Annotated in this window: 12 protein-coding genes and 1 rRNA gene; 10 read left to right on the top strand and 3 right to left on the bottom strand. The window is 40.5% G+C overall.

Translation table 11 applies throughout. The features are described 5' to 3' along the window. Nucleotides 1–130: 130 nt before the first annotated feature. Together rrf and G564_RS0104530 are read left to right on the top strand one after the other, a co-directional pair. Nucleotides 131–239, top strand: a 5S ribosomal RNA gene (gene rrf, locus G564_RS0104535). A gap of 724 nt (nucleotides 240–963) precedes the next feature. Then, nucleotides 964–1,836 carry a creatininase family protein gene (locus G564_RS0104530; protein WP_037373467.1) on the top strand — a complete coding sequence of 291 codons (873 nt, stop codon included), beginning with the start codon at nucleotides 964–966 and terminating at the stop codon, nucleotides 1,834–1,836. Between the two features lie 179 nt (nucleotides 1,837–2,015). Here the strand turns inward: G564_RS0104530 and G564_RS0104525 are convergent, their stop codons facing one another. Genes G564_RS0104525 through G564_RS0104515 form a run of 3 tightly spaced genes read right to left on the bottom strand, consistent with a single transcriptional unit; the run spans nucleotide 2,016 to nucleotide 5,436 of the window. Next, nucleotides 2,016–2,813, bottom strand: a complete 798-nt coding sequence (locus G564_RS0104525) for a DUF4249 domain-containing protein (protein WP_029036618.1) — start codon at nucleotides 2,811–2,813, stop codon at nucleotides 2,016–2,018. A 4-nt stretch (nucleotides 2,814–2,817) separates the two neighbouring features. Next, a complete protein-coding gene (locus tag G564_RS0104520) occupies nucleotides 2,818–5,184 on the bottom strand; it encodes a TonB-dependent receptor (RefSeq protein ID WP_051205302.1) in 2,367 nt (788 codons plus the stop codon). Between the two features lie 30 nt (nucleotides 5,185–5,214). Then, nucleotides 5,215–5,436: a DUF6095 family protein gene (locus G564_RS0104515; RefSeq protein ID WP_029036616.1), complete on the bottom strand. Its 222-nt coding sequence runs from the start codon at nucleotides 5,434–5,436 to the stop codon at nucleotides 5,215–5,217. A 211-nt stretch (nucleotides 5,437–5,647) separates the two neighbouring features. Here G564_RS0104515 and G564_RS0104510 point away from each other — a divergent pair, with 211 nt between their 5' ends. Genes G564_RS0104510 through G564_RS0104475 form a run of 8 tightly spaced genes read left to right on the top strand, consistent with a single transcriptional unit; the run spans nucleotide 5,648 to nucleotide 12,650 of the window. Next, entirely contained in the window at nucleotides 5,648–6,544 is an 897-nt protein-coding gene (locus G564_RS0104510; protein WP_029036615.1) for a MerR family transcriptional regulator, read from the top strand. Nucleotide 6,545: 1 nt separating this feature from the next. Next, the gene (locus G564_RS0104505) at nucleotides 6,546–8,042 is read left to right on the top strand and encodes a phytoene desaturase family protein (RefSeq protein ID WP_029036614.1); all 1,497 of its coding nucleotides are present in this window, start codon (nucleotides 6,546–6,548) and stop codon (nucleotides 8,040–8,042) included. Beyond that, nucleotides 8,026–8,862: a phytoene/squalene synthase family protein gene (locus G564_RS0104500; protein ID WP_029036613.1), complete on the top strand. Its 837-nt coding sequence runs from the start codon at nucleotides 8,026–8,028 to the stop codon at nucleotides 8,860–8,862. Before G564_RS0104505 ends, G564_RS0104500 begins: the two co-directional genes overlap by 17 nt. Next, the gene (locus G564_RS0104495) at nucleotides 8,862–9,350 is read left to right on the top strand and encodes a hypothetical protein (RefSeq protein WP_029036612.1); all 489 of its coding nucleotides are present in this window, start codon (nucleotides 8,862–8,864) and stop codon (nucleotides 9,348–9,350) included. Before G564_RS0104500 ends, G564_RS0104495 begins: the two co-directional genes overlap by 1 nt. A 48-nt stretch (nucleotides 9,351–9,398) precedes the next feature. Next, a complete protein-coding gene (locus G564_RS0104490) occupies nucleotides 9,399–9,866 on the top strand; it encodes a sterol desaturase family protein (protein ID WP_029036611.1) in 468 nt (155 codons plus the stop codon). Next, the gene (locus tag G564_RS0104485) at nucleotides 9,866–10,588 is read left to right on the top strand and encodes a lycopene cyclase domain-containing protein (protein WP_029036610.1); all 723 of its coding nucleotides are present in this window, start codon (nucleotides 9,866–9,868) and stop codon (nucleotides 10,586–10,588) included. The genes G564_RS0104490 and G564_RS0104485 overlap by 1 nt, the downstream gene beginning before the upstream one ends. Next, entirely contained in the window at nucleotides 10,585–11,352 is a 768-nt protein-coding gene (locus tag G564_RS0104480; RefSeq protein ID WP_029036609.1) for a tryptophan-rich sensory protein, read from the top strand. The genes G564_RS0104485 and G564_RS0104480 overlap by 4 nt, the downstream gene beginning before the upstream one ends. Beyond that, nucleotides 11,337–12,650, top strand: coding sequence for a cryptochrome/photolyase family protein (locus G564_RS0104475; protein WP_029036608.1), 1,314 nt, complete (start codon nucleotides 11,337–11,339; stop codon nucleotides 12,648–12,650). Before G564_RS0104480 ends, G564_RS0104475 begins: the two co-directional genes overlap by 16 nt. Nucleotides 12,651–12,770 lie beyond the last annotated feature (120 nt).

The following is a 12,770-nucleotide window of genomic DNA, read 5'->3' as shown; positions in this document are numbered from 1 at the left end:
AAATTACCTTTGCTCAAAGTGTTTTCTTAATTTTTATTTTCCAACTATGTCAAAGTTATTAGGTATGACATCTAGTAGTTGTAGGCTTTTTACTGCCTACTAAAACACTGCCAACTGCATACTAAAGATCTAAGGTGGTTATAGCAACGGGGCTCACCTCTTCCCATTCCGAACAGAGAAGTTAAGCCCGTTAGCGCAGATGGTACTGCATCTCGTGGGAGAGTATGTCGCCGCCTTTTTTACAGAAGCCTCAACAGCAATGTTGAGGCTTTTTTTATACCCTAAAGTCAAGTGAAATCACGACTGTCAGCTCTCCGGGCCGACAAAGCCTGACAGGGAAGGTCTGGTTCCTTTCTATTTTTCAGGGTTCCAAACCCTGAAAGGGTTGCTCTGGTAGGATGTGATGGCGCGGATTTGCAATCCTTGCCGAGATTTACCCACCAAAAGCTAAAGAGAATACGGATTTCAGCTCTCCTCCCTTGAAAGATGGGTGTCCGCCCTATCGCGCCGGGGAGGATCTGGTTTCTTCAGATATTGTAATTAACCACGAACTTTAAATCCTGAACAACCGCTGTCAGGGTTTAAAAACCGCTGACAGGGTTAACCTTGAGTAGAGAAACTTTTGTAGAATCTGCTGGCGCGGATTTGCAATCCGTGACGAGATTACCCACCAAAAGCTTAATAGAACACGACTGTCAGCTCCCCTCCCTTCCAGGGAGGGGAAGTCCGGCATTTAGCCGGACGGTAGGGTCTGGTTTCAACAAAAGGTTAAACAACGGACATTATCCGCTGCACCACTCAGATTAACCGCTGTCAGGGTTTAAAACCGCTGACAGGGTCGCGTTGGGTCGAAAATCTCTTGTAGACTCCGCTGGAGCGGACGAGAAGGACGAATTTTCATCCTATTCATATTCTATTATAAAAAAATCTTAAATTGTAAAGTAATCACCAACACATCTAATCATGAAACTATTAGTACTCCTCCTTCTCCTGTTCTCTATCTTTTCTCAGGAAATACCCAATAGATGGGATGAACTAACAGCAAGTGACTGGCCTAAAGCACTTGAGAAATCAAATAAAACTATTATTCTGCCTGTTGGAATTCTTGAGAAGCATGGACCTCATGCTCCCATGGGTTCAGACCTTATTCGCGTAAGACAGCTGGCCAGAATGGTTGCAGAACAGGAATATGCTGTCATTTTTCCTGATTATTTTTACGGACAGGTGAATGAAGCCCGGCATATCCAGGGAACTTTTTCGCTGCCCACAAGTCTTACATTGGAGTTACTTCAGGCCACGTGTGACGAGATTGCAAGAAATGGTTTTGAGAAAATATTTATCATTAACGGTCACGGTGGTAATCCTGAATTATTGAAATATTTTGTACAGACCCAAATGGATAAAAAGAGAGATTATGCCGTCTTCTTTCATACATCCAGTCATGATACAGCAGTATGGGAGCAGATAGGAAAAATGAGGAAGTCAGATCCTGCTTTTGATCAACATGGGGGTGAAACAGAAACCTCTGTATTATTGTACATGCGCCCCGATCTTGTACAATTAGACAGGGCCACTACAGAATCCGGGGAAAACCTGAACCGCCTTGCAAAAATGCCCAATGTGTACACCGGCATTTGGTGGTATGGCTCTTATCCACTTCATTACGCGGGTGAGGCTGAAGTCGCTACGAAGGAACTGGGAAAACTCATAACAGAGGATAATGTAAGATCAATTGTTGAAGCTTTGCGTGCCGTGAAGCAGGATACTACTACACTTCAGTTGCAGAAAGAATATTTCGACGAAGTGGAAAGGATGTCCCCCGGTGACAGGAAGTAATTCTGTCTAAATTTCTAAGTGAATAGCTGAGTCAGAAGTGATTTTCAGCTCTCCTCCCTTCCAGGGAGGGGAATGCTGGCATATAGCCGGACTGGGAGGGTCTGGTTTTCAAATGTTGCGGTTAAATGCTGAGTTTTAGAAAACCCTTTCAGGGTTCCAAACCCTGAAAGGGTTGTTCATTACTCCACTTCGTACACCAGATGATTTATAGTTGACATCCGGAAATATCCAAAAGGAAAATTTTCAGGATTGGTAGTGTTGACAATGTTTCCTCTTACTATGCTGGGCTGCGTCCGGAAAGGACCACCATTGCTGCTTCCGGATTGGGATCTAAGAATAAACATATAATCGTAAAATCCTCTGGTTATTCCCTGAATTTCGAACATCACTATATCTCCGGATCTTGCATCTTCATCATTGAAGAAAGCAAAAGTTCGATTGCCATCTGTGAATTCATCATCATAAATTTGGAGGGAAACCCGCTCATTGATGTAGCGAAAAAGATAATAATTCCTCATATCTGCCGGATCTCTGTAATAGACTTTAAACTCATACTCATCACCGGAAAAACCACCTATTTCCTGTTCAACAAAATCCAGTTGAGGGACCGGCACTAATTTTTCGGTTGCGGTATACAATTCGTTATTATAGGTGATAAGCAGTTGATGTTCCACATTAGGTAAGAGAGGGAAATTTTCATATCTGAAAATGCCATCTTCCACTTCCTCAAATATGAATTCCCTCCCGGTCTCTGTAATAATCCAGACAGAGGCGCCAATAGCAGGAGGAACTTCATCCTGGAAGAAAGGAGCAGTAGTAGTAAGTTTAATAACCTGCGCGTTTTGCTTTCTGTCAGCATTCCAGAGTAGCGATGCTTCAATGACAAGACGGGGTGCAGACTCTTTCAGATCGACATCCACAACGTCTTCACAGGAGTAAAGACTAAGTACCAGAAACAACAAAATAATCTTCTTCATCTGCCTAAAATTTAAAATTGTATGTAACCGATGGAACTATCCCAAATAGGGAAAGCCTTATAGCTTCATTCCTTCTGGTATCCTGGTTTTCCCTGAAACTTATAGAGACTGCATTCTTGCGGGCGTAAACATTATAAATTCCGAAATTCCAGGAGGAGCTGTAAGTCGATCTTCTTTCTTTTTGTGGAGTGTAAGTTGCTGACAAATCTAATCTGTGATAATCGGGTAATCTGTTACTATTCCTTGCAGAATAAACAGGGATAGTAAGTTCTTCAAATTTATATTGTGCGGTAGGATAAGTAGTTGGTAAGCCGGTTTGATATATAAAACTGGCATTGAAATCCCATTTTTGAGACAGCTGGTAAGAACCTGTCACAGATAGATCGTGCGTTTTATCATATGCTGTAGCATACCACTGTGAATTATTTATACCCGGTTCTTCGGAAGTTCTGCCCGGCGTTCGCTGTTCTGATCTTGACAATGTGTAGGCAAACCAGCCCGTGAAATCTCCTTTATTTTTTTTCAGAAGCAATTCAGCACCGTATGCTCTGGCTTCACCCGGTAAAATGACCTGTTCAATGGCATCATTAGCAATTAAGTTTGCACCGTCTATATAATCTAACCGGTTTTCCAGAGTCTTGTAAAATCCTTCGATCTCCAGCGAATACTTTTCTCCCGAAAATGTTCTGTAATAGCCTGCAGCAACCTGGTCCAGGGACTGTGGGTCAATATAACGTCCACTTGGTGCCCAAACGTCAAGTGGCGTAGGGGAACTGGTGTTGGTAATTAAATGAAGATACTGGGTCATGCGATTATAACTCATTTTTACAGACTGGTTGTCTGCAAGGACGTAAGCCAAAGCAATTCTGGGCTCCAGATTTCCAAAAGATCTTTCTATTTTATTTTTACTTAAATTTTTAGTTCCCGTAGGCTCTGTTTTTTCATAGATTCCGAATCTACTGTTATACGTGACCGGACCTTCCGCCGGATAAAGGTTCAGTTCTTCCTGGCCGAATCTTAAAAAACTGCTGTATCTGAGACCATATTCTGCGGAAAACTTATCAGAAAAACTGTGCTCCAGTGAAATGTAAGCTGCAGATTCAAAAGCATACTTCTTTGTGAGTTCAGAAGCGATAATACCTGAAGCAGGGGAATTGGGTTCTATTTCACCCGGATTAAATTCATACCAGGTGCTCTGAAGCCCATAGTTAAGGCTGATATCTTTATTGACATAATGATCAAGATCGTATTTAAAATTGAGATTTTTGATCCCACTGTTCCAATTGAAGCCTACAAAGTCGAGAGTAAGCCCATAGTAGTAGTCGCTATAGATTAGAGAAAGATTGCTAAAAATATTTTCTTTAAGAATATGGTTCCACCTCAGGTTAAATACAGAATTTCCGTAGGTATTATTGAAACTTTCACTCAATTTAAAAACGTCTCTACCAAAATATCCAGAAAACAATATAGTATTCTTTGCATCCAATCTGAATGTAAGTTTCGTGTTAAGATCGTAGAAATAAGCAACATTCTCGTTATCTGTTAGCTTCAGAAACAAATGGGCATAAGAGCTCCTTCCTCCAACTAGAAAAGAACTTTTTTCTTTCTGAATGGGTCCCTGGGCAAGCAGTCGGCTGGAGATCAATCCGATGCCGCCATTTGCTTCAAATTTTCTGCTATTGCCGTCCTTCTGATAAATATCCAACACAGAAGAAACTCTTCCGCCGTAATTAGCCGGAATTCCACCTTTATAAAGCTTTAGATTTTTAATTGCATCAGGATTAAAGACCGAAAACAGACCGAATAAATGACTGGCATTGTAAATGGTAGCCTCATCCAGCAGGATCAGGTTTTGATCTGCAGCGCCACCACGAACGTTAAAACCGGAAGAGGCTTCCCCGGCATTGGAGACGCCCGGCAGCAACAAAAGGGATTTAATGATATCAACTTCTCCAAAGACCACCGGGAGTTTTTGAATTGTAGTGATCTCCAGCTTATTGACACTCATTTCGGGCCGGGAAATATTTAATCTTTCAATATCTTCTGTGATAACCACTTCTTCAAGGTCCTGAGTTGCTGTAGAGAGGCTGAAATCCATGTTGATGTTTTCCTTTGCGTCAATCTTAACCCGGCTTGTCTGGTAACCTAAAAAAGAAATTTCCATGACATGTTCTCCTTTCGGGATCTTAATAGAATAGAATCCATAGTCATTGCTTACTGTTCCTCGTTGGAGCTCTGGAAACAAAATATTGACTCCTGCCAGAGTTTCGTTGTTGTCGGCGTCTTTAATCACTCCGTTAACCACAAAAGTTTCCTGCGCCCGCAACTGAAAGACAACAGATAGAAAACAGATAGCGAAGATTTTCTTCAATTATTAAATTTTAAAAGGGAGATTGAGTGCTTAATCAAATAAGGCCTTCATTATTGTATTAATTCCTTTAAACATCAAAAATACAGCCGCGGCCATAGCCAGAATGGCAAAGATCACAACAGGTATAAAAAATATATGATCCTGGTTTTTGAAGGAACTAAACAGCACTACCGGGCCTATAAACGAGAGAGGTAAAGCACCTGCAAGGAACTTAAGCCCTTTAAGCAATAGATTTTTATTGGTATGTTTCATGCCTTCAAAGATACTTATTTGGCTTTAGATCACTGATTTTTAAACAGGGGGCTTTTGCCAATAAGCACAACTTGTCTTTAATTTTCATATATTTAAAAAGTTGCTCTACTTATATTCTAAAGAAAGACCACTTTTCCCCCGGCAAAATTAATTTGAAATTAACATCTTTCAAAGCTTTAAATGTTTAAATTTGTCCTAAAATATTTAAACAATGGATCAGTTTTCGATTAGTCAGCTTTCCCAGTTTTCTGGTATAAAGCCTCACACCATCAGGATTTGGGAGCAGCGTTATAACGCTCTAAAACCTAACCGGTCCGAAGGTAATACCCGATACTATGATGGTGCGCAATTGCGCAGGCTCCTTAATATTGTTAGTTTATCGGGTACCGGAACTAAAATATCCCGCCTTTGCTCTTTAAGTGATGAAGAACTATTCAAGCTTCGGGAAGAGTATGAAGGAAGTGCTGCATTAAGTAATGATTATGAGTATTTTATCAATCAGCTCATTGCAGGCGGAATGAGTTATGATGAAACGAATTTTGATAAGGCTTTCTCTCATTGCATGTTGCGATTTGGGCTTCAAAAAACCTATATTGACATTATTCATCCCCTGTTAGACAGGATTGGACTCATGTGGTCAACTAACAATATTCCTCCTTCTCAGGAGCACTATATTTCCAATTTACTGAGACAAAAAATGTTGACTGCCATAGATTCTATGCCGCCGGTAGTTGAAGGAGAAGAAAAATGGTTGCTCTTTTTACCCGAGGATGAGTTTCATGAACTTGGACTTTTATTCGGCAATTATTTTTTAAGGAGTAAGGGAAAGAATGTGATCTATTTAGGTGCGAACGTTCCTTTATCATCTGTTGAGCACACACTCGAGGACGTGCAGATCGATAATCTCCTGCTGTTTATGGTTCATCGAAATGAACCCGAGAATATTGCCGGTTATCTTGAAGAGCTCAGAAAAATTGCTGGAAAAAGAAAAGTTTTCATTGCCGGGAATGGGATAACTTTAGAAGATGTGTCTCATGATAAATATCTTATAAGGCTTTCAACAGTTGAAGATATGGAGAGAGAAGTAAAACCATTAAGTTTTTCCTGATATGTCAAAGATCGCAATTATTGGAGCAGGTTTTTCCGGATTAAGTGCAGCTGCATATCTGGGTGATGCCGGGCATGAGGTCCATGTTTTCGAAAAGAACAGTGCTCCCGGAGGGCGGGCGAGGCAATTACATACCTCGGGAGGTTATAAATTTGATATGGGACCAAGCTGGTATTGGATGCCCGGAGTTTTTGAGAAATTTTTTGGGGATTTTGGGTTTAGAGTGGAGGATCTCTATAAACTGGAGCTGCTTGATCCTTCATTTGAGGTTGTTTTTTCCGGAAATGAAAAAATGAGCATCCCTGAGAATTATGAAAAATTAAGGCAGCTCTTTGAACAAATTGAGCCGGGAAGTGCTTTGCAGCTCGACAAGTTCATGCAGGAAGCTCAATATAAATATGAGCAGGGCATGGAGAGACTGGTTTATATGCCGGGCATCTCTCTTGGCGAGTTTGTAGATCTTGATCTCATTAAAGGAGCTATGAGGTTACAGGTCTTTTCTTCTTTCAGTAAACATGTTCGTAAATATTTCTCCAATCCTAAGTTGATCTCTCTTATGGAATTTCCTGTATTGTTCCTGGGAGCAATGCCGCAGGATACCCCGGCGCTTTATAGTCTTATGAATTACGCCGGACTCAAATTGGGAACCTGGTATCCACAGGGAGGATTTGGAAGTGTCATAGATGCCATGGTAGAAGTGGCGAAAAACCAAAATGTAAAAATTCATCTGGATGCACCTGTTCAGCAGATCACTACATTAGGAAACAGCGTTCAGGGGATCAAAGTTTTTGGGGAAGAAGTAGCATTTGATGCTGTTGTTGCAGCAGCAGATTACCAACATGTTGAAAATAAACTGCTTCCGAAGGAATTTCAGAATTACAAAGAAAAATATTGGGAGAAAAAAACCTTCGCGCCTTCCTGTTTGATCTATTACCTCGGAATTTCTAAAAGAATACCAGAACTTGAGCATCATACATTATTTTTTGATGAAGATCTCTTTGAGCATTCAGTTGAAATATATAAGGATCCTAAATGGCCGGCAAAACCTTTATTTTATGTATGCTGTCCTTCGAGAACAGATGATTCTGTAGCCCCGGAAGGACATGAAAACCTGTTCCTGTTAATGCCTCTTGCGCCCGGACTGGAAGATGAGGAGCCGGTGAGGGAAAAGTTTTTTAAGATCATGATGGAAAGACTTGAAAAACAAATAGGACGCAGTATTACCCGGTACATCGATTATAAAAAGAGCTACTGTGTTTCAGATTTTGTTACTGATTATAACTCTTATAAAGGAAATGCTTATGGCCTGGCCAATACCCTTCAGCAAACGGCTATTTTAAAGCCTAAGATCAGAAACAAAAAGCTTAAAAACCTTTTTTATGCCGGGCAGCTCACTGTACCCGGACCCGGTGTTCCTCCTTCTCTCATTTCGGGAAAAATAGCTGCAGAGCAAGTAATAAAAGAACTCAATAAGAAGAAGTATGAAGTCACTGTTTGATAATTTATCTCTCGAGGTAAGTCGGCTTACCACCAAATCCTACAGCACCAGTTTTTCCCTTGGTATCTATTTTTTACATGACCGGTTGCGGGATCCTGTTTATTCTGTATATGGGTTTGTGCGGATAGCAGATGAGATCGTGGATAGTTTTGAAGGCTATGACCAGGAGTACCTGCTTAAAAAATTTAAAGAAGACACTTATGAAGCCCTTGAGCAGAGAATATCGACCAATCCCATTTTGAATGCTTTCCAGGAAGTAGTTCATCAATTTGAGATCGACATAAAACTAATTGATACTTTTTTAGCCAGTATGGAGATGGATCTTCAAAAAGTCGACTATAATGATGAAAAATATCAACAATATATTCTGGGATCGGCAGAGGTAGTTGGTTTAATGTGTCTACACATTTTTACTGAAGGAGATAAGAAGCAATTTGAGGAATTAAAGCCTTATGCTATGAAACTCGGAGCTGCTTTTCAAAAAGTAAATTTCCTAAGGGATCTAAAGGATGACTATCACATTTTGGGTAGAACTTATTTTCCGGGTGTGGACATGGAAAATTTTTCACCGGCTGCAAAGAAACAAATTGAAAAAGAGATTGAAGAAGATTTTTCAATTGCCCTGGAAGGTATAAAAAAATTACCTGCGTCTTCAAAGGGAGGAGTTTATCTTGCCTATGTTTATTACCAGTCCCTTTTCAAAAAGATCAAACGATTACCCGCTCAAAGAATTCTGGCAGGTAGGGTGAGGATTAATAATGGCAGGAAATTTGGCTTAATGATCAACAGCCTTGTAGAATGTAAAATGAGATTTGTTTAATGAAATTATTCATAACCCTCCTCTTATTAGTTTCAGCTACCTTGGAGCAACAAGCAGGAATATCGGAGATAAGAAGTTATTATTTGAAAGCAGCAGAGCAGGAAGCAGCAGCTAATACGCTAATGAAAGTGACTACAAAAAGTGATATCAGTGATCCATTGATGTACGGTTACAGGGCTGCGGCACATATGATGATAGCCAAACACGTTGGAAATCCATTTAAAAAGCTATCCAATTTTAATAAAGGTAAAGAGATATTTAGCAAGGCTATTGAAGCTGATCCCAGTAATGTGGAACTTCGTTTTCTCCGGTTCTCTGTTCAGGCAGAAGCTCCGGCTTTTTTGAATTATAAGCAGAATCTCGAAGAAGATAAAAGAATCCTTTTGAACGGTACACCTCAAATTGAAGATGCTGAACTTCAAAAAATAATCCGTGATTACCTTATTTCCTCCAAAGAATTGAGTAATCTGGAAAAAGAAAAATTATAATAGAAAATTGTATTTCAGTAAATTAGACTGGAGTAAAAAAGGAAAAATATGGAAACGATAGCAATAAATTTTTTAATTGTGTTGGCTGCTTTTCTTGCCATGGAAGGAGTTGCGTGGTTTACCCATAAGTACATCATGCATGGTTTATTATGGACTCTGCACAAAGACCATCATAAAAAGGAATCGTCGGGTTTTTTTGAACACAATGATTTTTTCTTTTTGATCTTTGCCATTCCCGGGATTATTTCACTCTACTTCGGAATGGAGGCAGGGTATAATTACCTTTTTTGGATAGGATTAGGCATTACATTTTACGGACTGTGTTATTTTCTGGTTCATGATATTTTTATCCATCAGCGATTTAAACTTTTACGAAAGATCGACAACTCTTATTTCAAGGCAATAAGAAGAGCTCATAAGATGCACCACAAGCACCTTGGCAAAGAAGATGGGGAGTGCTTCGGAATGCTTTGGGTGCCAATGAAATACTTTAGAGAGCAAAGAAAAACTGCCTGATGCAATATACTTACCTGTTGGTGAATTTCTTCACCATCATTATCCCGTTCTTGTTTTCATTTCATCCAAAGCTGAAATTTCATAAGACCTGGAGTGCATTTTTCCCTGCGGTATTCATATCCGGACTTATATTCGTTTTATGGGATATGTACTTCACTCATATTGGCGTTTGGGGTTTTAACGAAAAATATCTTACCGGTATTAATATTGGAAATCTCCCCCTTGAAGAAGTGCTTTTTTTCTTTTGTATCCCCTATGCCTGCGTATTTACTTATCATTGCCTGGATCTTTTTATGGGACGAACAGGAGATCCCAAAGTGCAAAAAATGATCACTATTCTTTTAGTCGTTGGTTTGTTGAGCTTCGGAATTTTCTTTTTCTCCAGAAGCTATACGGCTACTACCTTTATCAGCTTTGCTTTGCTACTGCTTTTTGCTGAATTCATTCTGAAGATCAACTGGCTCAGCAGGTTTTATCTTATTTATGGTGTATTGCTCATTCCATTCTTTCTCGTCAATGGTGTACTCACCGGAAGTTGGATCGAAGAGGAGGTTGTTTGGTACAATTCGGAAGAATTTATGAATTTCAGAATTGGGACTATTCCCATTGAAGATGTATTTTATGGGGCGGAGTTGATCCTTATGAACCTTCTTATTTATAAATACATCCTCGCCCGGAAAAGCTCCTTATCGAAAACATCCTTAAAAGCCAAAGCACTATGATCAGGACTTTACAGATATCCAATATTGTAGCTTTTCTTCTCATGATCGTGGTTAGTTATCTTTCTAATACGGGTTTGATCAATGGTGAGACAATGGGCAGTGTTTCTGCGGAATATGAAAATCTTTTTACTCCGGCGGGATATGCCTTCTCCATCTGGGGCCTGATCTATCTTGCTTTAGCAGGATTTGTAGTTTTCCAGATAATGAGTAAAAAGGGGAGGGAAATGGTTGCAAAAGCAGGTTGGTGGTTTGTGATCTCCTGCGGCTTGAACATTGCCTGGATCTTTGCCTGGCTTCATCATCTTACGGGGCTTTCGGTACTTATCATGGCTTTGCTTTTAATCTCGCTGATCATGATCATTCTGCGCACGAGGATGGAACTGGATGATGAGCCTCTCTCTGTAATTGCTTTCCTTTGGTGGCCTTTTTCCTTTTATTCCGGCTGGATCACAGTTGCCCTAATTGCTAATACTGCCGCCTGGCTTACCTCAATAGGCTGGGGCGGAGCTGGCCTTGCTGAAGCAACCTGGACGCTGATAATGATTGGAGCTGCTTTAATAATCAACCTCCTTATCACCTGGACCCGAAATATGAGAGAATTTGCACTTGTAGGAGCCTGGGGATTAGTAGCAGTTGGCATTGCCAACAGAGGTGAGCATGAAACCATCTTTTTAACCGCTATAATAGCGGCAGGCATACTGGTAATTAGCAGTGGTATTCACGGGTATAAGAACAAAGAATATTCTCCGTGGGAAAAACTTTAGACGAGGATATAGCAGTCTGCTGGCTTCGCAGAGATCTTCGGCTTGAGGATAATTCTGCATTTTATCACGCTCTGAAAAGTGGATTTCCGGTGCTGGTGATATTTATTTTTGATCCTGCAATTCTTGACACCTTACCCAACAAAAAGGATAGCAGAGTTGCATTTATTCACCGAAGGTTAAAAAAATTAAACGAACAGCTTCGCAAAAAGGGTTCTTCACTTCTTGTGCTACATGACCTTCCAAAATGGGCATTTCAAAAGCTCATTTTTGAGTACGGGGTAAAAGAAGTCTTCGCTAATCACGATTATGAACCCTACGCCCGTAAAAGAGATGGGGAAGTGGCGGCTCTTTTAGCAGAAAAAGGAATAGCATTTACCACTTTTAAAGATCAGGTGCTTTTTGAGAAGGATGATGTTTTAAAACAAGATGGTACTCCTTATACTGTTTTTACTCCCTATTCAAAACAATGGAAGCATAGGCTTCATCTTGAAGGGGTGCCGGATTATCCTTCTGAAAAGTTATTAGATGAACTTCTGAAAATTCAGCCAAAGGAGTTCCTTTCCTTGGAAGCAATAGGTTTCGAACCTGTAGATAAAGATGTTCCTGAAATAGATCTATCAGAAGGGCTGATAAAAAACTACCACAATACCCGGGATAATCCGGGGGTGAACGGAACAAGTATGGCGGGAGTACATCTCAGGTTTGGTGCCATAAGTATTCGGCATCTTGTAAAGCAGGCTCTTGAGCAGAATGAAACCTGGCTGAATGAGCTTATTTGGAGGGAATTTTTTATGATGATCCTCTGGCATTTTCCACATGTGGAGCATGAAAACTTCCGAAGCAAATACAACCGTATTCCATGGCGTAACAATGAAAAAGAATTTGAGTTTTGGTGTAAGGGAGAAACAGGTTACCCCCTGGTTGATGCAGGAATGCGCCAGCTCAATGAAACAGGCTGGATGCACAACAGAGTGCGGATGGTTGTTGCCGGCTTTCTCACCAAACATTTATTAATCGATTGGCGCTGGGGAGAAGCTTATTTCGCCGGAAAACTTCTCGATTACGAACTTGCTTCCAATAATGGAAACTGGCAATGGGCTGCCGGAACCGGTTGCGATTCTGCGCCTTATTTCCGGATCTTCAATCCGGATTCCCAGATGAAGAAATTTGATCCGGAATTAAAATATGTAAAGAAGTGGATCAAGGACTTCAGGCCGGGATATATCGAACCTGTCGTAGAACATAAGTTCGCACGGGCGAGGGCACTGGAAACTTACCGTAGGGCACTGGATTTTTAGTAGCCGGTGCGCTGATTAGTTGGCAGTAAAGATGTATTGCAAGCCTATAGCTATTCAAAGGGAGCAAAAGCACCAAATTCCAAGCACCAAATTCCAAGTTCTAAATTCCAATATTCTTCT

This window comes from Salinimicrobium xinjiangense DSM 19287, from assembly GCF_000423585.1.
Lineage (GTDB): Bacteria > Bacteroidota > Bacteroidia > Flavobacteriales > Flavobacteriaceae > Salinimicrobium > Salinimicrobium xinjiangense.
The sequence above is the reverse complement of the archived record's forward strand: the minus strand, read 5'-3'. Positions and strand labels throughout refer to the sequence as shown.

What these genes read in the sequence shown, in the direction of transcription:
- G564_RS0104530 (WP_037373467.1), top strand. Translation starts at nt 964, where the DNA reads ATGAAACTATTAGTACTCCTCCTTCTCCTGTTCTCTATCTTTTCTCAG.
- G564_RS0104525 (WP_029036618.1), bottom strand. Translation starts at nt 2,813, where the DNA reads ATGAAGAAGATTATTTTGTTGTTTCTGGTACTTAGTCTTTACTCCTGT.
- G564_RS0104515 (WP_029036616.1), bottom strand. Translation starts at nt 5,436, where the DNA reads ATGAAACATACCAATAAAAATCTATTGCTTAAAGGGCTTAAGTTCCTT.
- G564_RS0104510 (WP_029036615.1), top strand. Translation starts at nt 5,648, where the DNA reads ATGGATCAGTTTTCGATTAGTCAGCTTTCCCAGTTTTCTGGTATAAAG.
- G564_RS0104505 (WP_029036614.1), top strand. Translation starts at nt 6,546, where the DNA reads ATGTCAAAGATCGCAATTATTGGAGCAGGTTTTTCCGGATTAAGTGCA.
- G564_RS0104500 (WP_029036613.1), top strand. Translation starts at nt 8,026, where the DNA reads ATGAAGTCACTGTTTGATAATTTATCTCTCGAGGTAAGTCGGCTTACC.
- G564_RS0104495 (WP_029036612.1), top strand. Translation starts at nt 8,862, where the DNA reads ATGAAATTATTCATAACCCTCCTCTTATTAGTTTCAGCTACCTTGGAG.
- G564_RS0104490 (WP_029036611.1), top strand. Translation starts at nt 9,399, where the DNA reads ATGGAAACGATAGCAATAAATTTTTTAATTGTGTTGGCTGCTTTTCTT.
- G564_RS0104485 (WP_029036610.1), top strand. Translation starts at nt 9,866, where the DNA reads ATGCAATATACTTACCTGTTGGTGAATTTCTTCACCATCATTATCCCG.
- G564_RS0104480 (WP_029036609.1), top strand. Translation starts at nt 10,585, where the DNA reads ATGATCAGGACTTTACAGATATCCAATATTGTAGCTTTTCTTCTCATG.